Here is a 19,700-nt window from a genome sequence, read left to right as displayed (position 1 = left end):
TGGTGCGCCCGAGAGGATTCGAACCTCTGACCACCTGGTTCGTAGCCAGGTACTCTATCCAGCTGAGCTACGGGCGCAAATGGCGGAGAAGGGGGGATTCGAACCCCCGATGCGGGTATAAGCCGCATACTCCCTTAGCAGGGGAGCGCCTTCAGCCTCTCGGCCACCTCTCCGTTTGCGGGGCTGATAATACTTCACAGGGATTTTTAGTCAAACACTTTTTTGGAGAAAAAAGTGCGTTCGCTCAGCATTTGGTCAAAGCGTGGAATATTCAAACAATATCGACACTTATCCCGCAGATTCGCGCCCTACAGGGCGATTTCAGGGGCCGAGAAAAAACAAAAGGCGACACATGAGGTGTCGCCTTGTCACAGCCATGAAAGTGGCTTAGAAGCCCGGTTGGCCCGGAACTTTCTCGGCCTGGATGCGCTGGTAGATCTCTTCGCGGTGTACGGAGACCTCTTTCGGTGCGTTAACACCGATACGGACCTGGTTGCCTTTAACGCCCAGTACGGTGACAGTCACTTCATCACCAATCATCAGGGTTTCCCCAACACGACGAGTCAAAATAAGCATTCGCTTGCTCCTGTATCCTGTTTTGTTTTTATATCGATATGCGACATTATCTAACAAAGATACCGATATGGTAAATGGTTGAAACTAAATCAATCAGAGATTGTTAGCCCAAGGGCTGCTCTTGCGGTGCCTGATCCAACCCGAAAGCCGCGTGCAGGGCCCGCACCGCCAGCTCCAGATACTTCTCGTCAATTACCACAGAGATTTTGATTTCAGAGGTCGAGATCAACTGCATGTTGATCCCCTCCTCGCCCAATACCTTGAACATGGTGCGCGCAACACCGGGATGGTTCCACATGCCGACACCGACAATGGAAACCTTGGCAATTTCGCCATTTCCCTGCACGCAGGAGGCGCCAAGTTCGGTGGCGGTCTCCTCCAGCAGTGCCCGGGCGCGGCGATAGTCATCACGATTCACCGTGAAGGTGAAGTCGGCGGTGCCATCTCCCAGGGTGTTCTGCACAATCATGTCGACATCAATGTTGGCGTCACTGATCGGATTCAGGATCTGCGCGGCAACAGTTGGTCTGTCCGGCACGCCCAGAATGGTCAGGCTGGCCTCGTTGCGGTTAAAAGCGATCCCGGATACCAGGGGAGCTTCCATCCTATCACCTCCATATGTGATTAAGGTTCCCTCTCCATCGATAAAGCTCGACAGCACCCGCAGCGGGACGCGGTACTTGCCCGCAAACTCCACCGAGCGGATCTGCAACACCTTGGCGCCGAGACTTGCCATCTCCAGCATCTCCTCGAAGGTGATGGTGTCGAGACGACGCGCCTTGGGCTCGATGCGCGGATCCGTGGTGTATACCCCATCCACATCGGTAAAGATCTGGCACTCATCGGCCTTGATGGCCGCCGCCACGGCAACCGCCGTGGTATCCGAACCGCCGCGGCCCAAGGTTGTGATGGCGTTATGCTCGTCACGGCCCTGGAAACCGGCGATCACCACCACCTTGCCCGCAGCCAGTTCGGCATGAACCAGCTCGGTGTCGATGTGGGTGATGCGTGCCTTGCCATAGGCGGAATCGGTATGAATCCGCACCTGATCACCGGTCATTGAGACCGCGGGACAACCGCGTTTGTTCAACGCGATCGCCAGCAGCGCTATGGTGACCTGCTCACCGGTGGAGACCAGTACATCCATCTCCCGCCGGTTGGCATCAGGATCCAGTTGCTGGGCCATGCCCAGCAACCGGTTGGTTTCGCCCGACATGGCGGAGACAACCACCACCACGTCGTGTCCCTGGGCGCGGGTCTGCTCGACCCGCTCAGCTACCGCCTCGATCCGCTCCAGTGTGCCGACCGAGGTGCCGCCGTACTTCTGTACATAGAGTGCCACAGATCACCTCGCCCGATTACAGGCGCTCTTCCAGCCAGGAGTGAACGGATTGCAGCGCTGCCGGCACCGCCTCAGGCTGGGTACCACCCGCCTGTGCCATGTCCGGACGGCCACCGCCCTTGCCACCCACCTGCTGGGCAACCAGATTGACCAGCTCACCGGCCTTGACCTTGCCGGTCAGGTCGTTGGTGACACCCGCGATCAGGTTGACCTTGCCATCGGCACAGGTGGCCAGCAGCACAACACCGGACTTCATCTGGTTCTTCAGCTCGTCCAGCATGCCGCGCAGGGATTTCGGATCGGCCCCTTCCAGCGCTGCAACCAGCACCTTCTGACCGTTGATCTCGATCACCTGACCCAGCAGGTCGTTACCGGCCTGAGCGGCCAGCTTGGCCTTGAGCTGCTCCAGCTCGCGCTCCATCATCTTGGCCTTGTCCAGCATCTGGCGAACCTTGTCGGCGATGCAGAACTGGTCACCTTTCACCAGTGCGGCAGCCTCTTCGATCTGCTCGCCAACCTGATGCATGAAGTCGATGGCCGCTTTGCCGGTCACCGCTTCGATACGGCGCACGCCAGCTGCGATACCGCTCTCGGCGATGATCTTGAAGAAGCCGATATCACCGGTGCGCTTGGCGTGAGTACCGCCGCACAGCTCGGTGGAGTAGTCGCCCATGCGCACCACGCGCACGTCGTCTTCATATTTTTCACCAAACAGCGCCATGGCACCGGCGGACTTGGCCGCTTCCAGATCCATCAGCTGGGTGGTGATTTCGTGGTTGGCGCGGATCTGGTTGTTGACCAGCTCCTCGACCCGGCGAATGGTCGCCATGGTCAGCCCCTCGAAGTGGGAGAAGTCAAAGCGCATGCGCTCAGCCCCAACCAGAGAACCTTTCTGAGTGACATGCTCGCCCAGTGCCTGACGCAGAGCTGCGTGCAGCAGGTGAGTCACTGAGTGGTTCAGGGCAATGGCCTGACGACGGTCAGCGTCTACCACGGCCTCGACCTCAGCCCCTTTCTCCAGGGTGCCCAGCTCCATGTAGCCCTTGTGGATGATCGCCTTGCCCGCTTTCAGGGTGTCGGTCACGGCAAAGATGCCGTCGTCCACTTTCAGGGTACCGCTGTCGCCAATCTGGCCGCCGGATTCGGCGTAGAAGGGGGTCTCTTTCAGCACGATGACCGCTTCGTCACCGGCGATAAGACCGCTCACCTCTTCCACACCCTTGTAGATACCGACCACGCGGGTACGCTCGGTCAGGGTCTTGTAACCGGTGAAGGGGGTCTCGAAGTCGAGCTTGAGCATCTCGTTGTAGTTCACGCCGAAGCTGGAAGCCTCTTTGGCACGAGCACGCTGCTTCTCCATCTCGGCCTTGAAGCCCTCTTCGTCGATGCCGATCTCGCGCTCGCGCACCACGTCGGCAGTCAGGTCGGCCGGGAAGCCGTAAGTGTCATACAGCTTGAACACCACCTCACCCGGAATAACCTTGGCATCACCCAGGTTGGCCAGAGCATCTTCCAGCAGCAGCAGACCGCGATCCAGGGTGCGGACAAACTGCTCCTCTTCGATGCGCAGCACGCGCTCGACCAGCGGCAGCTGGGCGATCAGCTCGGCAGCGACATCCTTCATCTGCACTGCCAGCTCGGCAGCCAGTTTGTAGAAGAAGACATCGGTCGCGCCCAGCTTGCGACCGTGACGCACGGCGCGGCGGATGATGCGACGCAGCACATAGCCACGACCTTCGTTGGACGGCATCACGCCATCTGCCACCAGGAAGGCGCAGGAGCGGATGTGGTCAGCGATGACGCGCAGGGACTGGTTGCTCAGATCGGTGGTGCCGACAATCTCGGCCGCTTTCTTGATCAGCGCCTGGAAGATGTCGATTTCGTAGTTGGAGTGGACACCCTGCATGATGGCGGAGATACGCTCCAGACCCATACCGGTATCCACGGACGGACGCGGCAGCGGCTCCATGGTGCCGTCAGCCTGACGGTTGAACTGCATGAAGACCACGTTCCAGATCTCGATGAAACGGTCGCCATCCTCTTCCGGTGAGCCGGGACGGCCACCCCAGATGTGATCGCCGTGGTCATAGAAGATCTCGGTGCAGGGACCGCACGGGCCGGTATCGCCCATCGCCCAGAAGTTGTCGGAAGCGTAAGGGGCACCCTTGTTGTCACCGATGCGCACGATGCGATCGGCCGGGACACCGACCTCTTTTTCCCAGATATCGAAAGCCTCATCGTCAGTCGCGTAGACGGTCACCAGCAGGCGCTCTTTCGGCAGCTGTAGCACCTCGGTCAGGAAGCCCCATGCAAACTTGATGGCATCCTGCTTGAAGTAGTCACCGAAGCTGAAGTTGCCCAGCATTTCGAAGAAGGTGTGGTGACGAGCGGTATAGCCGACGTTTTCCAGATCGTTGTGCTTACCACCGGCACGCACGCAACGCTGGGAAGTCGTCGCGCGATTGTAGGCACGCTTGTCTGCGCCAAGGAACACGTCCTTGAACTGGTTCATACCCGCGTTGGTAAACAACAGGGTCGGGTCGTTATGCGGTACCAGCGAGCTGGAGGAGACAACCTGGTGCCCCTGGGAACGGAAATACTCGAGAAACGCAGCGCGAATCTCTGACGTGGACATATACATGGAAAATCCTGCTTGATTCGAATACGGACTTTTAACCGCATTAATGTAAGTTTTCTGCGGGGTAAAGTAAAACAGACAGGGCCGCCACGGGCGAAAAAGCGCACATAAGCGGGCCAGATAAGAGCGCCGCTGCCCACAGTGGCTTTTTTCACTGTCGAGAGGCAAAAAAGCAGCGCATAAAGAGGGATGAGATGAACAAAAGACCGCTTTTTCGGGATTGTGCGCGCAAGCTACTGAGCGAGCAGGAAAAACCTGCCACAAGGAGAGGTGAAACGACGTTTGCCACGCAGTGGCGTTACTCCTCCCGCTCCTGCAGGGCCGAGATGGCATAACGGGCCTGATCCTGGGTAAAGCCGCGCCCCAGCAGGTACTTGAGCCACTTCATCCGCAGCTTGAAATCCGCCAGATCGGCCACTCGGGCGCGCCGTTCGAGCAGGGCAAACGCCAGTTCGAACCAGTCCAGCTCCGGCTGATCGAATGCGGCATCAATCTGCATATCGTCGAGCCCCTTGCGGCGCAGATCGAAGCGGATCTTGATGGGGCCATGGCCCTTGGCGGCACCGGCCCGTACAGCCATACCGCCGTAACGTTCGTCATTGACCCAGTTGTAACCGCGGCAGTAGTCGACCACCGCCTCGATCACCTCTTCATTGAAGCCCTGCTGGCGCAGCCGGTTAGCCAGCTCGGACTCGGCACTCTCGCGGCGGGCCAGACTGCGCATGGCAAAGGCGCGGGCGGCGGTAAGCTGCTCTGCAAAGGTCGGTTCGGCAGGCTCGACCGGTTCGGTAACGGATTCATCAACCATAAATAACAAGGCCGGGTATCTACCCGGCCTTCCTTTGTTCCTTACTCGAACTCTTGTTCGCTTTCGGCATCGAACTCGTCTGCCTCAACCGGAGCAGCCTTGTCATCGACTGGCACGGCACCGGAGAGCAGCAGCTCGCGCAGGCGGGCTTCCACTTCGCCAGCCATCACCTTGTTCTCGGCGAACAGCTTCATGACGTTGGCCTTACCCTGACCGATCTTCTCGCCATTGTAGCTGTACCAGGCACCCGCCTTGTCGATCAGCTTGTGCTTGACGCCGAGATCCACCAGCTCGCCCTCTTTGGAGATACCGGCACCGTAGAAGATCTGGAATTCAGCCTGCTTGAAGGGCGGGGCCACCTTGTTCTTGACCACTTTGACGCGAGTCTCGTTACCGACCACTTCGTCGCCTTCCTTGATGGCGCCGATACGACGGATATCCAGACGCACGGAGGCGTAGAACTTGAGCGCGTTACCACCTGTGGTGGTTTCCGGGCTACCGAACATGACGCCGATCTTCATCCGGATCTGGTTGATGAAGATGCACAGGCAGTTGGCGTTCTTGATGTTGGCGGTCAGTTTGCGCAGCGCCTGGGACATCAGACGGGCCTGCAGGCCAACGTGGGAGTCACCCATCTCCCCTTCGATTTCCGCTTTCGGGGTCAGGGCCGCCACGGAATCGACGATGATGACGTCAACGGCGTTGGAGCGAACCAGCATGTCGCAGATTTCCAGCGCCTGTTCACCGGTATCCGGCTGGGAGATCAGCAGGTCGTCGACGTTGACGCCCAGCTTGGCAGCATAGATAGGGTCGAGGGCGTGTTCCGCATCGACGAAGGCACAGGTTTTGCCCTTCTTCTGGGCTTCCGCGATCACCTGCAGGGTGAGGGTGGTTTTACCGGAAGATTCCGGGCCGTAGATTTCGACGATACGGCCACACGGCAGACCGCCAATGCCCAACGCCACGTCCAGGGAGAGGGAACCGGTAGAGATGGCTTCGATATCCATGGTCTTGCTGTCGCCCAGACGCATGATGGAACCTTTGCCGAACTGCTTTTCAATCTGACCCAGCGCAGCCGCCAGTGCCTTCTGTTTGTTCTGATCCATGCCAATCTCCGCTGGAAATCGTGAGTAAGAAGTGAAGTTGGGCTAAGTATACTGTCTATTCATACAGTATCAAGCCCAATTTATCTGAGCAGGGCCAACAGACCCGACAAGGCCTGTCTCACCGCCTGCTGGCGTACCTGCCGGCGATCCCCGTCGAAGCGGGCCAGCAGGGAGTGGTGACGGCCATTGCGGTCGGCCCAGGCGAACCAGACGGTGCCGACCGGCTTGCCTTCGGTGGCGCCGCCGGGACCGGCGATACCACTGATAGCAACGCTGATGGAGGCAGACGAGTGGGCCAGCGCGCCGCGGGCCATCTCCAGCACCACGGCTTCGCTCACCGCACCGTGCTGCTCAAGGCTCTCGCTGCTCACCCCCAACATCTGCTGCTTGGCTTCGTTGGTGTAAGTGACAAATCCGCGATCGAACCAGCCGGAACTACCCGCGATGTCGGTGATGGCGCTGGCCACCCCGCCGCCGGTACAGGATTCGGCGGTCGCCGCCAGCCAGCCCCGTTGACCGAGGGCCCGTCCCAGCTCGATGGCAAGGTGCTCTATCTCTGCATCCAGTTTCATCACGACTCCTTATGATCCGCTCAAGGGGCACATTATGCGATCCCGCTAGCGCCGCCCGCAACCACGGCAGACCGCCCTTGCCTGCCGCAATGTGAGGTGCCGCACCAGTGTCATGCCTTCAATAGCGCAGAGCAACCGCGCCCGGAACACCCGCTCCCCCGTCGCGGCGCTTATGTGTAGAATGGCGCCATCAAGCCCAAGGCTCATCACCGCAGACACTGGCCCGCAGAGGCCCCTTCTGGAACAGAACATGACCGCACAACACCAAGCCAGCGGCGCCACAAGCTCCGCTTCCGGCGCCAATATGAGCGCCCACACGCCCATGATGCAGCAGTACCTTGGCCTCAAGGCCGAGAACCCGGAGATCCTGCTGTTCTACCGGATGGGCGACTTCTACGAGCTGTTCTATGACGATGCCCGCAAGGCCTCTCAACTGCTCGATATCTCCCTGACCAAACGTGGCCAGTCGGCGGGCAGCCCCATCCCGATGGCGGGGGTGCCCTATCACGCCATCGAGGGCTATCTGGCCAAGCTGGTGCAGCTTGGCGAATCCGCCGCCATCTGCGAACAGGTGGGGGATCCCGCCACCAGCAAGGGGCCGGTGGAGCGCAAGGTCATTCGCATCATCACCCCGGGCACCGTCTCCGACGAGGCGCTGCTCAGCGAGCGACAGGACAACCTGATCGCCGCCGTCTACCACGATGGCCGCCGCTTCGGCTATGGCACCATGGACATCGGCTCCGGCCGCTTCTTCATCAACCAGTTCGAGAAAGAAGAGACCTTGCTGGCTGAGCTGCAGCGCACCAATCCGGCCGAACTGCTCTACCCGGAATCGTTCGAATTCCTGCACCATATAGAGGGTCGCCGCGGCCTGCGTCGCCGCCCGGAGTGGGAGTTTGAGCTGGGCACCGCCCGCAAGCTGCTCTGCCAGCAGTTCGGCACCCAGGATCTGGTGGGATTTGGCGTCGACAAGAGCGAGACCGCCCTGTGCGCCGCTGGTTGTCTGATGCAGTACGTCAAAGATACCCAGCGCACCGCCCTGCCCCACATCCGCAATGTACGCCTTGAACAGCCGGATCACGCCGTCATCATGGATGCCGCCACCCGCCGCAATCTGGAGCTGACCCAGAATCTGGCCGGTGGCTATGAGAATACCCTGGCCGAGGTGCTGGATCGCACCGCCACCCCCATGGGCAGCCGCCTGCTCAAGCGCTGGATCCACCAGCCGATCCGCGATCGGGTGATCCTGAAAGGTCGCCAGAGCACCATCAAGGAGCTCATCGAGCAGAACCTCTACGACGAGTTGGGCAACCTGCTGCGTCAGGTGGGTGATGTGGAGCGGGTGCTGGCCCGTCTCGCCCTGCGCTCGGCCCGCCCGCGCGACCTCACCCGCCTGCGTCAGGCCTTCGCCCAGTTACCCGAGTTGCAACGCCTGCTGGCGGACAACGAACACGAAGCGGTGCAACAGCTGGCCGAGCGGGCCAGCACCTTCCCCGAGCTGCTCGACCTGCTGGAGCGTGCGGTGATGGAGGTGCCGCCGGTGCTGATCCGCGATGGTGGCGTGATCCGTGACGGCTTCAATCAGGAGCTGGACGAGCTGCGGGATCTCGCCAACGGTGCCACCGCCAGCCTCGCCCGCATCGAGGAGCGGGAGAAGCTGCTGACCGGCATCAACACCCTCAAGGTGGGTTACAACAAGGTGCACGGCTTCTATATCGAAGTGAGCCGCGCCAACAGCCATCTGGTGCCGGCCCACTACATCCGCCGTCAGACCCTCAAGAACAACGAACGCTACATCATCGACGAGCTGAAGAAGTACGAGGACAAGGTACTCACAGCCCAGTCCCAGGCGCTGGCGCTGGAGAAACGGCTCTACGAAGAGCTGCTCGATGCTCTGCTGCCCCACCTCGGCGACCTGCAGGATTCCGCCGCCGCACTGGCGGAGCTGGACGTGCTGGCCAACCTGGCCGAGCGGGCCGAGACCCTCGACTACCGCTGCCCGACCCTCATCGATGAGGATCAGATCCTGATCGAAGCGGGCCGCCATCCGGTGGTTGAGCAGGTGATGACAGCTCCCTTTATCGCCAACCCCATCCGGCTGGAGCGGGAGCGGCGGATGCTGATCATCACGGGTCCCAACATGGGCGGTAAATCGACCTACATGCGCCAGACCGCGCTGATCGTGCTGCTGGCCCATATCGGTGCCTTCGTCCCCGCCGACAGCGCCCGCATCGGCCCCATCGACCGCATCTTTACCCGCATCGGGGCATCGGACGATCTCGCCTCCGGCCGCTCCACCTTTATGGTGGAGATGACCGAGACTGCCAATATCCTCAACAACGCCACCGCCCGCAGTCTGGTGCTGATGGACGAAATTGGCCGCGGCACCAGCACCTACGACGGCCTCTCGCTGGCGTGGGCATGTGCCGAACAGCTGGCGAGCAAGATTGGCGCCTACACCCTGTTTGCCACCCACTACTTCGAGCTGACCCGCTTGCCCGAGCTGATGAGCGGGCTGGCCAACGTCCATCTGGATGCGGTGGAGCACGGCGACACCATCGCCTTTATGCACGCGGTGCAGGAAGGCGCGGCCAGCCGCTCCTACGGCCTGCAAGTGGCGGCGTTGGCCGGGGTGCCGAAATCGGTGATCCAGCAGGCACGTCACAAACTACACGAGCTGGAGAGCGCCACTCCGGTCGCCGCCGGTGAAACCCGCCCGGCTCCGGTGACCATGGCGCCCCAGAGCCATCCGGTAGTCGATGAGCTGGAAGCAGTGCGCCCGGACGAGCTCACCCCCCGTCAGGCGCTAGATCTGCTCTATCGCCTCAAACAGATGTTGTGAACAACCGCTTCGGCTCAGGTATGAAACAACCGGCCTCACGCTGTTATCATCAACAAAAGAGCCGCCCATCGGGCGGCTCTTTGCATCAGCTTGTTATAGAACCGTCAATCTACTCTGGGCGGTGCAGCGATATGGGTCGCCTCTGACTGATGGTCACCCTCCTTGATCCAGGCATCCAGCAGGGTATAAGCCACCGCCAGCACCACGGGGCCGATAAACAGACCGATGATCCCCATCGCCAGCAGGCCGCCGATAACCCCCACCAGAATGAGAATGAGGGGCAGATTGGCACCGCGTTTGATCAGGAAGGGACGCAGGAAGTTGTCCATGGTGCCGGCGATCAGCGACCAGACCAGCAGGAAGGTGCCCCAGGTAGTATCACCGCTCCAGTAGAGATAACCGACACAGGAGATCAGCACCGGAAAGGGACCTATCTGGGCGACGATGAGCAGGAACATTACCACCACCAGAACCATGGTGTAGGGGATGCCAGCGATCCACAGCCCCACCCCGGCCACCGAGGATTGCACCAGCGCAGTAACCACCACCCCCATGGCCACGGCACGGATCGCCTGGGAAGCCAGCACGGTCGCATTGTCACCGCGATCCCCGGCCAGCCGGTGGGCAAAGCGGCGAATGCCGGTCGCCACCACTTCACCGGAGTGATAGAGCAGACCACAGATACCGACCGTCAGCAGGAAGTGGACCAGCAGCATGCCCAGATTACCCGCCTGAGCAGCCAGCCAGCGCGCCGTCTGACCGAAGTAGGGCGCCAGCTTGGCAAACAGCACCTGACCACCGCTCGCCAGAATTTGCTGCCAGAAGTCATAGAGCTTGCCGCCCACCAGCGGGATCTGCTGCAACCAGAGCAGCTCGGGCGGCGGCGACTGGCTGATATTGGTCCCCAGTTCGATCAGCATGGGGGCTTTCTCCGCCACATTGGCCAGTGTCATAAAGAGCGGAATGACAAACATCAGCAATAGCACCAGGCTCATAAAGAGAGCGGCCAGCGCACGCTTGCCCCACAGCAACCGCTGCACCATCAACATCAGTGGCCAGGTAGCGATGGTGATCATGGTGGCCCACACCAGTGCGGGCAGGAAGGGGCGCAGCACCATAAAGCAGGAGATGATCAGGAGGCTGAGAAACAGCACCCCCAAGGTTATCTTGGCCAAATCCACTTTTTTCATATTCATAGAGTTCCCCTTGCAGGGCGTCCGCCCCTGGGTCGTGAGTCTTGTTTCAAGAGAGAGAGTATCCACCAGAGACCGACGCTCAACCAGAGCCCCAGCCCGAAAAAGAGCACAAACTGACCAAGCAGGATAGTGAGCGAACTACTGGTCAACAGCGGCAATGCCCACGCGCCCGCCACCATCAGCAGCATGCCCGCCAGTACCACGGCGCCGATAAGCCACGGGGAATAACCGTCACGCACCAGCGTGCCCCTTCCCCCGAGCCAGAGGCCCAGCGCTACCAGCCCGATCCCGGCCAGATGGGCCGACTGGCTCAGGCCAGCGCAAACCAGTGCGGCGGCGATCAGCAAGCCCCAAGCGGATGAACGCTGATCCAGCCGCCAGTAGGGGCGAACCGCCAGCAGCAAGGCACCAATCAGCAGCCCCGCCGCCACATCGGAGATAAAGTGCACCCCGAGCCAGACCCGCGCCAGACCGGTGGTGAGCGCCAGCAGCAGCGCCAGCGAGTAGGCCAGCCCGCGCCGGGCAGGCCAGAGCCAGCCAAGCAGCGCGCCCCAGAACAGCAGGGCCGAGGCGGTGTGACCGCTCGGCATGCCAAAGCCCTGGGCACTGTGAGTCGCCAGTTCAGGTTGCAGATGGAAGGGGCGCGGCCAGCCGATCCCCTCCTTGCTCGCCTGCACCAGCAGCCCGAGCCAGAGCATGGTAAAGAGCAGCTGGCGCAGCCGTGGCCACCCCAGCAACGGGAGCAGCAAAGGTATCAGGGCAAGCTGAAAGCCGCCTGAACCAAACAGATTGCTGACCGACAGCCACCAGACATCGGCCCCAAGCCACTGCTGCAGGCGCAGCATCAGCGGGATCTCGGCCTGATGCAGCGCATTGCCCTGCTCTACGAAATCGGCCTGCCAGCGCACCTCGCTCTCGGGCAGCTCGCCAAGCCGGGCTTGCAGCCAGTCGAGCTGATCGGGGAAGCGGCGCTGCGCGCGGGGCAGCTTGTCCACCGCGATCAAGCGGGCATTGAGGATCTCTCCACCCAGATTGGGAGCCTGCAGCAGCGAGACAAAATCGGAATCTTGCTGGGCGACGATAGGCTCCAGAGTGCGGCAGGCAAAGACCCGCGCTTTCTGCCAGCGGCCAAGATCCGCGACGACTTCGCCGCGCAGGCCGGTCTCTTCATACAGCTCGCGCAGCGCCGCCTGCTCGGGGCGCTCGTCACCATCTATGTAGCCGCCGCTCAAGCTGTAGCGGGAGGAGATACGATCCTGCACCAGCAGCAGTTGATCCTGATGGCGGATGGCGCAGACTGCCGCCGTCGGTTCGGCGCTCAGGGCTGGCAGAGCGGTAAACAGCGCCAGCAACAGTAAAAAGAGGGTTCTCGACATCAATTTGCTTTCCCTATGCACAATGGCGACAAGCCTCCCAGAAATCAGATAGTTGGGCAATGCTGGCGGCCTGTTCAGCGCTGATCCGGCCATGATGGCCACACCGGGAAGATTGCGATGAGCGAGGGCACTCCCTACTATTGGCGGCTATCTTCAATGTCATGCAGCAAACGCTGGAGCCCTCCATGAGACAGTTCGGCTTTTTCCTCGGCATCGCCATCGGTGTCATCCTGATCCTGTTCGGCAGCATCGTCATCTTTCAGGCCCTGCCTGCGGCACTGGATGTGCTGGAGATGCCAAGCCGCATCCCGTTCGTGCGCGAGGTCTACACCTGGCTGATGACCAGCGCCAACGGCCTCACCGCCCAGCTGGAGCAGAACTTCCTGGAAGCGTTCCAGACCGTGCTCAAGCTGATCCTGCTCATCACCTTCATGTGGGTCTGCGTCAAGCTGGTCAACATGGGGGTGCTGATTATCCGTGCCGGGGTTGACCTCATCCGCACCGCCATCGCCCACAGCGAAGGCCCCCACGACCAGAAGAAGCCGGATCAGCACGATCACTTCTGACTAAGCAGTGGTCAACGGATGTGAACGCTGCCGCCCCCAACAGGGGCGGCAGTGTTATATGCGCGGTATGGAGGCCCTTCCCAGCCCCCATGAATACCCGATAAACCAGCGCCATTCCCTTGTTAATCAGCAAACTGCCCATATGTTGCATCACCTTGACATGGTTTGTGCCCCGCACGGCGGTTGCCCGGTTTCTATCCCGCCCCCGGGCTCTGGTATAATCGACCGCCTCTTTTCCCCGTTATGGAGCCTGTTCATGGCCAATCATCCGGAAAGCGCCCTTGAGGTTCGTCTCGACAAGTGGTTGTGGGCGGCCCGTTTCTACAAGACCCGCTCGCTGGCGCGGGATCGGATTGACGGCGGCAAGGTGCACTACAATGGTCAGCGCAGCAAACCGGGCAAACAGGTGGAAGTGGGTGCTCTGATCCGCTTCTGGCAGGGACAGGATGAGCGGGAAGTGCGGGTGCTGGCCATCAGCGATCAGCGCAAATCGGCACCGCTGGCCCAGCAGCTCTATGAAGAGACCGCCGAAAGCCTGAAAAAACGGGCTGAAAACAGCGAGGCACGCCGCTTCAACAGCCAGTTTGCGCCGAGCCCGGAGCGTCGCCCCGACAAGCAGGAGCGGCGTCAGCTGCTCAAGGTCAAGCAGTACTGACCGACCCCGATTTGATAGCGCAGTGACGGCCACAGGCGGTCACTGCGTCCGATTTACCTCACCGAAGAACTCAGGAATATATGATGAGCAACCAAGATCTGCTGTATCGCTATCTGTTTGAAGAGTACGAAGTACGTGGCGAGCTGGTCCAGCTGGATCACACCTACCGCCACGTGGTGGAAGCCCAGAACTACCCGGTGCAGGTGCAAAAGCTGCTGGGCGAGCTGCTGGTCGCCACCAGCCTGCTGACCGCTACCCTCAAGTTTGAAGGCTCCATCACAGTGCAGCTGCAGGGCGATGGCCCGGTGCGTCTGGCCGTGATCAACGGTGACAACAACCAGCAGTTGCGCGGCGTGGCACGCTATGAGGGCGAGCTGCCGAGCGACGACAAACTGCAGAGCCTGATCGGCAACGGCCAGCTGGTCATCACCATCACGCCGGAACAGGGCGAACGCTATCAGGGCATCATCGCGCTGGACGCCGACACCCTGGCTGGCTGTCTGGAGCACTACTTCGCCCAGTCCGAACAGCTGGCGACCAAGCTGTGGATCCGTACCGGTTACCATGAAGGGCAACCCCGCGCCGCCGGCATCATGCTGCAGGAACTGCCAGCCCAGAGCGAGGATCACAGCGACGACTTCGAGCACCTGACCCAGCTCACCAGCACCATCAAGGATGAAGAGCTGTTTGGTCTGGAAGCCGAAGAGATCCTCTACCGTCTCTACCATCAGGACAAGGTGCGGGTGTTCGATCCGCAGGCGGTCGAGTTCCGCTGCACCTGCTCCCGCGAGCGCTGCGAAGGGGCCCTGCTGCAGATAGAAAAGGAAGAGGTGATGGATATGGTGCAGGAGCTCGGCAAGATCGACATGCACTGTGATTATTGCGGCGCCCAGTACCAATTTAATGGGATCGATGTCGAAACCCTGTTCAGCAGGGCTCCCGGCAATGATGCAAACAAGTTACACTAATTAAAGGCGGGCAAAACCCGCCTTTAACTTTAATAACAAAAAAACACCCTATTTTATAAAGTTTGATGGCGATCGCTAAACTCTACCACCTAAGTGATAGGATGAACGTCAGATAGAACCCTACAAACCTCTGAACCCAGGAGAATACAATGACAATCGTGGCAGAACCCACCCTGGCCCAACAATTAGGACTGGACCAGTACGGCATCAAAAACAGCCAGGAAATCGTTCGCAACCCCTCTTACGAGCAGCTTTTCGCTGAAGAGACTCGCCCTGACCTGGAAGGGTTCGAGCGCGGCGTCGTCACCGAACTGGGCGCCGTCAACGTCAACACCGGTATCTTTACCGGCCGCTCTCCGAAAGATAAATATATCGTCAAAGATGCCACTACCCAGGATACTGTGTGGTGGTCTGACCAGGGTAAAAACGATAACAAAGCGATTACCCCCGAAGTGTGGTCACATCTGAAAGGGCTGGTCACCAAACAGCTCTCCGGCAAGCGCCTGTTTGTGGTAGACGGCTTCTGCGGTGCCAACCCGGACACCCGCCTGGCCGTGCGCATCATCACCGAGGTGGCCTGGCAGGCACACTTCGTGAAAAACATGTTCATCCGCCCGAGCGAGGAAGAGCTGAAAACCTTCAAGCCTGACTTCGTGGTGATGAACGGTGCCAAGTGCACTAACCCGAACTGGAAGGAGCAGGGTCTCAACTCCGAGAACTTTGTTGCCTTCAACATGACCGAGAAGATGCAGCTCATCGGTGGCACCTGGTACGGTGGCGAGATGAAGAAGGGCATGTTCTCTATGATGAACTACTTCCTGCCCCTGCGCGGCATTGCCTCCATGCACTGCTCCGCCAACGTGGGTCAGGACGGTGACGTAGCCATCTTCTTCGGCCTCTCCGGCACCGGCAAGACCACCCTCTCCACCGATCCCAAGCGTCAGCTGATCGGCGATGACGAGCACGGCTGGGATGACCACGGCGTGTTCAACTTCGAAGGGGGCTGCTACGCCAAGACCATCAAGCTCTCCGAAGAGGCCGAGCCGGACATCTACCACGCCATCCGCCGCGATGCGCTGCTGGAGAACGTGACCGTTGCTGCCGATGGCACCATCGACTTCGATGATGGCTCCAAGACCGAGAACACCCGCGTCTCCTACCCCATCTATCACATCGAAAACATCGTCAAGCCGGTATCCAAGGCAGGTCACGCCACCAAGGTGATCTTCCTGACCGCCGACGCCTTCGGCGTGCTGCCCCCGGTCTCCAAGCTGACCAAGGAGCAGACCAAGTACCACTTCCTCTCTGGCTTCACCGCCAAACTGGCCGGTACCGAGCGCGGCATCACAGAGCCGACTCCGACCTTCTCCTCTTGCTTCGGCGCAGCCTTCCTCTCCCTGCACCCGACCAAGTACGGTCAGGAGCTGGTGAAACGGATGGAAGCGGCAGGTGCAGAGGCCTATCTGGTCAACACTGGCTGGAACGGCACCGGCAAGCGCATCTCCATCAAGGATACCCGCGCCATCATCGACGCCATTCTGGATGGCTCCATCGAGAAGGCCGAAACCAAGGTGCTGCCGATCTTCAATCTGGAGATCCCGACCGCGCTTCACGATGTGAACCCGGCGATCCTGGACCCGCGCGATACTTATGCCGACAAGGCCGAGTGGGACGCCAAGGCGCAGGATCTGGCCCAGCGCTTCATCAAAAACTTCGAGCGCTTCACCGACAATGAAGAGGGCAAGCGTCTGGTTGCGGCAGGTCCGCAGCTGTAACTGTCCCGCTTCGAACCCTTGATATCATGCCGGTCAGCCATGCTGACCGGCATTTTTGTTTTATGGCAGCCCCGAACGCCGCCAACCACGCAGCAACAGACCCCTAAACCTTGCCTTGCCAGCCCTGACGGGGTAGATTCAGCCAAACTTTATACAATATACAATTTTGTAACGCCCAATCGTGACCCGACCATGACCCCACCCTACAAGACCCGAACCCAGATGGTGATGGAAAACCTCCGTGGCCGGATCCTCCGTGGGGAGTTCCCAGCTGGCGCCCCCTTGCGTCAGGATGCCATTGCCAAAGAGCTGGCCGTTAGCCGCATCCCGGTGCGCGAAGCCCTGATGCAGCTGGAGGCGCAGGGGCTGGTCAAGTTCGAAGCCCATCGCGGCGCAGTGGTCACCATGCTGGACGCCTCGGCCATCGACGAGCTCTTTTATTTGCGAGCGCTGCTGGAAGCCGATACCCTGTTTCACGCCGTCGACAAGATGACGGAAGCCACCTTCGCGCAAGCGGAGGCGATCCTCGCCCAATTTGATCACGCCCTGGAGTCAGGCACCCAGATCGAACATTGGGCCGAGTTGAATCACAGCTTTCACGCCACCCTCTATCAGGCTGCCGGTCGCCCCCAGGCACTTGACCTGATCGCCCAGATCAATCTGAGCTGTGACCGCTATGTCCGCTTCGAGCTGCTCTTTGCCCAGGGCGGTGTAGACAAGGCGGAACGTGAACACGCCCAATTGCTGGAACTGTGCCGCACCCGGCGCAAGCACGAGGCGGTGGTGCTGCTCAGGCAGCATATCGAGGCGGCGGGCCAGTCGATCAAACAGATCCTGGCCAGCGGCCATAAAAACTGAACACTCATATAGCAACCATCTGGCACTAACGACATGAATAATTTCGAGATAATTGAAACCCGCGTCGCCCAAGTCAGGGCCGAGCTGGCCATGCAGGAGTTGGACGCCTTTATCGTCCCCCACGATGATGAGCACCTCGGCGAGTACATTCCCGCTTGTGCCGAGCGGCTTGACTGGATCACCGGGTTCAATGGCTCTGCCGGCGTTGCCATCATCATGGCCCAGCGTGCCGCCCTCTTTGTCGATGGTCGCTATACGGTACAGGCCCGCATGCAGGCGCCGTCCGAACTGTTCGAGTTGCTCCACCTCATCGAAAATCCCCACGTGCAGTGGCTGGCTGAACAACTCCCCTCCGGCACCCGGGTCGGTTTCGACGCCCGTCTGCACAGTCTGACCTGGTACAAGAACGCCAAGGCAGTGCTGGCCGAGCGCGGTATCGAGCTGGTGCGAGTCGAGCAGAACCCCATCGACCTGAACTGGAGCGATCGCCCCGAGCCCCCCAAGGCACCGGTCATCCTCTACAGCGAGGAGCTTGCGGGCCAGTCCAGCCAGGCCAAACGTGAAATGCTGGCCAGTGATCTGCGCAAGCGCGGGCTGGATGCCGTGCTGCTGACCCAGGCCGAGCCGATCAACTGGCTGCTCAACCTGCGTGGCCGCGACATCGAGCGGCTGCCGGTGGTGCTCGGTTTTGCCGTGCTCTACGCCAACACCACCATGGATTTCTTCGTCGATACCGACAAGATCGACTGCTTCGCCTTCAGTCAACACGTGGGCCAGGATGTCTCCGTCTATCCTGTCGACAAGCTGGAAGATGTGCTGCAACGCATCGGTGAAGATCAGCAAAAGGTGCTGGCCGATCCGGACACGGCCAATGCCTGGACCCAGCTCATCATGGAAGAGGCGGGTGCCATTCTGGTGGCAGGCCAGGATCCAACCATGCTGCCGAAAGCGTGCAAAAACGAGATCGAGCTGACCGGCATGCGCGCCGCCCACCTGCGCGATGGCGTGGCTATGACCCGCTTCCTCGCCTGGCTGGATCGGCTGATCGCCTCCGGCGAATTCGAGGGAGTGGATGAAGGCACCCTGGCCGATCAGGTGGAAGCGTTCCGCCGCGAGCAGGAACACTACGTCGAGCCGAGCTTCGACACCATCTCGGCACTCGGCCCCAACGCCGCCATGTGCCACTACCGCCATACCAATGGCACCCCGCGCCCCTTCGGCCAGGACAGCCTCTATCTGCTGGACTCCGGCGCCCAGTATCTGGATGGCACCACCGACATCACCCGCACCATCAAGGTGGGTGAGGTGACCGATGAGCAGAAGGCGATGTTTACCCGGGTGCTGCAGGGACATATTGCGCTGGATCAGGCCCGCTTCCCGCGCGGCACCGCCGGTATCCAGCTCGACGTGCTGGCCCGCATGCCGCTGTGGCAAGCCGGTTACAACTACGACCACGGCACCGGCCACGGCGTCGGCCACTTCCTGAGCGTCCACGAAGGGCCCCAGCGCATCGCCCCGAAAGGGAGCATGGTCGCCCTGCAGCCGGGCATGGTGCTCTCCAACGAGCCGGGCTACTACCGCGAAGATGGCTTCGGCATCCGCTGTGAAAACCTGGTGGTGGTGACCGAGCTGGAGCAGATCGGTGAGCTGCCGATGTTGGGCTTCGAGCGCCTGACCTATGTTCCGTTCGATACCCGCCTGATCGATCGCAGCCTGCTGAGCCCGGCCGAATTCCGCTGGATCAACGAATACCATGTCGAGGTGTTCCGCCGCCTGAGCCCACTGCTCGAGGGCGAGGATCTCGCCTGGCTGGAGCAGGCAACCAGCCTCATCTGATGACACAGGGCCTGCGGGCCCTGTTTTTTATCCCCCCTTTTGACCTGTATCAACACCCAAAGCGAGCAGGTCAGGAGAATGGCGGCCATGAAAAGTCATCATGCCAGCCCAGCCCGGGGCTCACACGCCGCAGCCAGCAAAAAGGCGAGTGACCATCCCAGACTCATGCGCGAGCAGCAGACGGTCAGCGCCATGATCCGCCTCTACTGCCAGCACCATCATCAGGATCCCCATTGCCGCCACTGTCGCCAGTTGCGGGATTTCGCCCATCAGCGCCTTCGTCGCTGCCGTTATGGCCACGGCCACAAACCCACCTGTGCCAACTGCAATATCCACTGCTACGCACCGGCGATGCGCAAACAGATCCAGCAGGTGATGAAGTGGAGCGGCCCGCGCATGTTGCTGCGCCACCCCTGGCTCACCCTCCGCCACCTGCTCGACGGCTTGCGCAAGGCGCCCAAACTGCCCCAGAGCCGCCCCCTGCCGCCATAACCGCCAATCCCTTGCATCCGGCAGGGGATGACCACTACCCTATGACTCCTTTTTTGCCGTTGACCCCAAGGTCAGCGGCGTTGCCGATCCGTTT

General features: G+C 60.7%; 16 protein-coding genes and 2 tRNA genes. 8 read left to right on the top strand and 10 right to left on the bottom strand.

Translation table 11 applies throughout. The annotated features are described in order from the left end of the window. The 8 genes from G5149_RS08635 to pncC form a co-directional block, all read right to left on the bottom strand. Positions 1 to 77, bottom strand: a tRNA-Arg gene (locus tag G5149_RS08635). A gap of 3 nt (positions 78 to 80) precedes the next feature. After that, positions 81 to 173, bottom strand: a tRNA-Ser gene (locus G5149_RS08630). A gap of 214 nt (positions 174 to 387) precedes the next feature. After that, complete coding sequence (gene csrA / locus G5149_RS08625; RefSeq protein WP_005336053.1) at positions 388 to 576, bottom strand: carbon storage regulator CsrA; 189 nt, start codon at positions 574 to 576, stop codon at positions 388 to 390. 103 nt (positions 577 to 679) lie between these two features. Then, positions 680 to 1,918 (bottom strand): aspartate kinase, encoded by a 1,239-nt coding sequence (locus G5149_RS08620; protein ID WP_005336054.1) that lies wholly within the window; start codon positions 1,916 to 1,918, stop codon positions 680 to 682. Between the two features lie 16 nt (positions 1,919 to 1,934). Continuing rightward, the gene (gene alaS / locus G5149_RS08615; RefSeq protein ID WP_421212258.1) at positions 1,935 to 4,559 is read right to left on the bottom strand and encodes an alanine--tRNA ligase; all 2,625 of its coding nucleotides are present in this window, start codon (positions 4,557 to 4,559) and stop codon (positions 1,935 to 1,937) included. A gap of 295 nt (positions 4,560 to 4,854) precedes the next feature. After that, positions 4,855 to 5,364: a regulatory protein RecX gene (locus G5149_RS08610; protein WP_139742581.1), complete on the bottom strand. Its 510-nt coding sequence runs from the start codon at positions 5,362 to 5,364 to the stop codon at positions 4,855 to 4,857. Between the two features lie 41 nt (positions 5,365 to 5,405). Beyond that, positions 5,406 to 6,470: a recombinase RecA gene (gene recA / locus G5149_RS08605; RefSeq protein ID WP_005348744.1), complete on the bottom strand. Its 1,065-nt coding sequence runs from the start codon at positions 6,468 to 6,470 to the stop codon at positions 5,406 to 5,408. A gap of 80 nt (positions 6,471 to 6,550) precedes the next feature. Next, positions 6,551 to 7,042, bottom strand: a complete 492-nt coding sequence (gene pncC, locus G5149_RS08600; protein WP_042052756.1) for a nicotinamide-nucleotide amidase — start codon at positions 7,040 to 7,042, stop codon at positions 6,551 to 6,553. 250 nt (positions 7,043 to 7,292) lie between these two features. Here pncC and mutS point away from each other — a divergent pair, with 250 nt between their 5' ends. Next, on the top strand, positions 7,293 to 9,884 hold the full coding sequence (gene mutS, locus G5149_RS08595; RefSeq protein WP_421212257.1) for a DNA mismatch repair protein MutS: 2,592 nt from the start codon (positions 7,293 to 7,295) through the stop codon (positions 9,882 to 9,884). Positions 9,885 to 9,988: 104 nt separating this feature from the next. Here the strand turns inward: mutS and ydiK are convergent, their stop codons facing one another. Together ydiK and G5149_RS08585 are read right to left on the bottom strand one after the other, a co-directional pair. Next, a complete protein-coding gene (ydiK, locus tag G5149_RS08590; RefSeq protein ID WP_421212256.1) occupies positions 9,989 to 11,080 on the bottom strand; it encodes an AI-2E family transporter YdiK in 1,092 nt (363 codons plus the stop codon). Continuing rightward, positions 11,077 to 12,456 carry a bifunctional NUDIX hydrolase/phosphatase PAP2 family protein gene (locus tag G5149_RS08585; protein ID WP_421212255.1) on the bottom strand — a complete coding sequence of 460 codons (1,380 nt, stop codon included), beginning with the start codon at positions 12,454 to 12,456 and terminating at the stop codon, positions 11,077 to 11,079. The genes ydiK and G5149_RS08585 overlap by 4 nt, the downstream gene beginning before the upstream one ends. Positions 12,457 to 12,641: 185 nt before the next feature. On the opposite strand from G5149_RS08585, the gene G5149_RS08580 reads away from it, so the two are divergent. The 7 genes from G5149_RS08580 (at position 12,642) to G5149_RS08550 (ending at position 19,606) form a co-directional block, all read left to right on the top strand. Continuing rightward, the gene (locus G5149_RS08580; protein ID WP_005340143.1) at positions 12,642 to 13,022 is read left to right on the top strand and encodes a hypothetical protein; all 381 of its coding nucleotides are present in this window, start codon (positions 12,642 to 12,644) and stop codon (positions 13,020 to 13,022) included. Positions 13,023 to 13,278: 256 nt separating this feature from the next. Beyond that, positions 13,279 to 13,677 (top strand): ribosome-associated heat shock protein Hsp15, encoded by a 399-nt coding sequence (gene hslR, locus G5149_RS08575; RefSeq protein WP_421212254.1) that lies wholly within the window; start codon positions 13,279 to 13,281, stop codon positions 13,675 to 13,677. 83 nt (positions 13,678 to 13,760) lie between these two features. After that, positions 13,761 to 14,645, top strand: a complete 885-nt coding sequence (gene hslO / locus G5149_RS08570; RefSeq protein ID WP_216980233.1) for an Hsp33 family molecular chaperone HslO — start codon at positions 13,761 to 13,763, stop codon at positions 14,643 to 14,645. A 149-nt stretch (positions 14,646 to 14,794) separates the two neighbouring features. Next, on the top strand, positions 14,795 to 16,420 hold the full coding sequence (gene pckA, locus G5149_RS08565) for a phosphoenolpyruvate carboxykinase (ATP) (RefSeq protein WP_421212253.1): 1,626 nt from the start codon (positions 14,795 to 14,797) through the stop codon (positions 16,418 to 16,420). 192 nt (positions 16,421 to 16,612) lie between these two features. Beyond that, positions 16,613 to 17,278, top strand: a complete 666-nt coding sequence (locus G5149_RS08560) for a GntR family transcriptional regulator (protein WP_041234058.1) — start codon at positions 16,613 to 16,615, stop codon at positions 17,276 to 17,278. Positions 17,279 to 17,311: 33 nt separating this feature from the next. Then, positions 17,312 to 19,114: an aminopeptidase P family protein gene (locus tag G5149_RS08555; RefSeq protein WP_421212252.1), complete on the top strand. Its 1,803-nt coding sequence runs from the start codon at positions 17,312 to 17,314 to the stop codon at positions 19,112 to 19,114. A gap of 87 nt (positions 19,115 to 19,201) precedes the next feature. Further along, positions 19,202 to 19,606, top strand: coding sequence for a nitrous oxide-stimulated promoter family protein (locus tag G5149_RS08550; RefSeq protein ID WP_005356534.1), 405 nt, complete (start codon positions 19,202 to 19,204; stop codon positions 19,604 to 19,606). The last annotated feature ends 94 nt before the right edge of the window (positions 19,607 to 19,700 follow it).

Source organism: Aeromonas sp. 600479 (assembly GCF_049175515.1).
GTDB classification, from domain to species: Bacteria; Pseudomonadota; Gammaproteobacteria; order Enterobacterales; family Aeromonadaceae; genus Aeromonas; species Aeromonas veronii_A.
The sequence above is the reverse complement of the archived record's forward strand: the minus strand, read 5'-3'. Positions and strand labels throughout refer to the sequence as shown.

Excerpts from the sequence above, each read along its gene's own strand:
- hslR (WP_421212254.1), top strand. The coding sequence starts at position 13,279 with ATGGCCAATCATCCGGAAAGCGCCCTTGAGGTTCGTCTCGACAAGTGG.
- csrA (WP_005336053.1), bottom strand. The coding sequence starts at position 576 with ATGCTTATTTTGACTCGTCGTGTTGGGGAAACCCTGATGATTGGTGAT.
- G5149_RS08550 (WP_005356534.1), top strand. The coding sequence starts at position 19,202 with ATGAAAAGTCATCATGCCAGCCCAGCCCGGGGCTCACACGCCGCAGCC.
- alaS (WP_421212258.1), bottom strand. The coding sequence starts at position 4,559 with ATGTATATGTCCACGTCAGAGATTCGCGCTGCGTTTCTCGAGTATTTC.
- mutS (WP_421212257.1), top strand. The coding sequence starts at position 7,293 with ATGACCGCACAACACCAAGCCAGCGGCGCCACAAGCTCCGCTTCCGGC.
- G5149_RS08610 (WP_139742581.1), bottom strand. The coding sequence starts at position 5,364 with ATGGTTGATGAATCCGTTACCGAACCGGTCGAGCCTGCCGAACCGACC.
- pckA (WP_421212253.1), top strand. The coding sequence starts at position 14,795 with ATGACAATCGTGGCAGAACCCACCCTGGCCCAACAATTAGGACTGGAC.
- G5149_RS08555 (WP_421212252.1), top strand. The coding sequence starts at position 17,312 with ATGAATAATTTCGAGATAATTGAAACCCGCGTCGCCCAAGTCAGGGCC.
- recA (WP_005348744.1), bottom strand. The coding sequence starts at position 6,470 with ATGGATCAGAACAAACAGAAGGCACTGGCGGCTGCGCTGGGTCAGATT.
- pncC (WP_042052756.1), bottom strand. The coding sequence starts at position 7,042 with ATGAAACTGGATGCAGAGATAGAGCACCTTGCCATCGAGCTGGGACGG.
- G5149_RS08560 (WP_041234058.1), top strand. The coding sequence starts at position 16,613 with ATGACCCCACCCTACAAGACCCGAACCCAGATGGTGATGGAAAACCTC.
- hslO (WP_216980233.1), top strand. The coding sequence starts at position 13,761 with ATGAGCAACCAAGATCTGCTGTATCGCTATCTGTTTGAAGAGTACGAA.
- G5149_RS08585 (WP_421212255.1), bottom strand. The coding sequence starts at position 12,456 with ATGTCGAGAACCCTCTTTTTACTGTTGCTGGCGCTGTTTACCGCTCTG.
- G5149_RS08580 (WP_005340143.1), top strand. The coding sequence starts at position 12,642 with ATGAGACAGTTCGGCTTTTTCCTCGGCATCGCCATCGGTGTCATCCTG.
- ydiK (WP_421212256.1), bottom strand. The coding sequence starts at position 11,080 with ATGAATATGAAAAAAGTGGATTTGGCCAAGATAACCTTGGGGGTGCTG.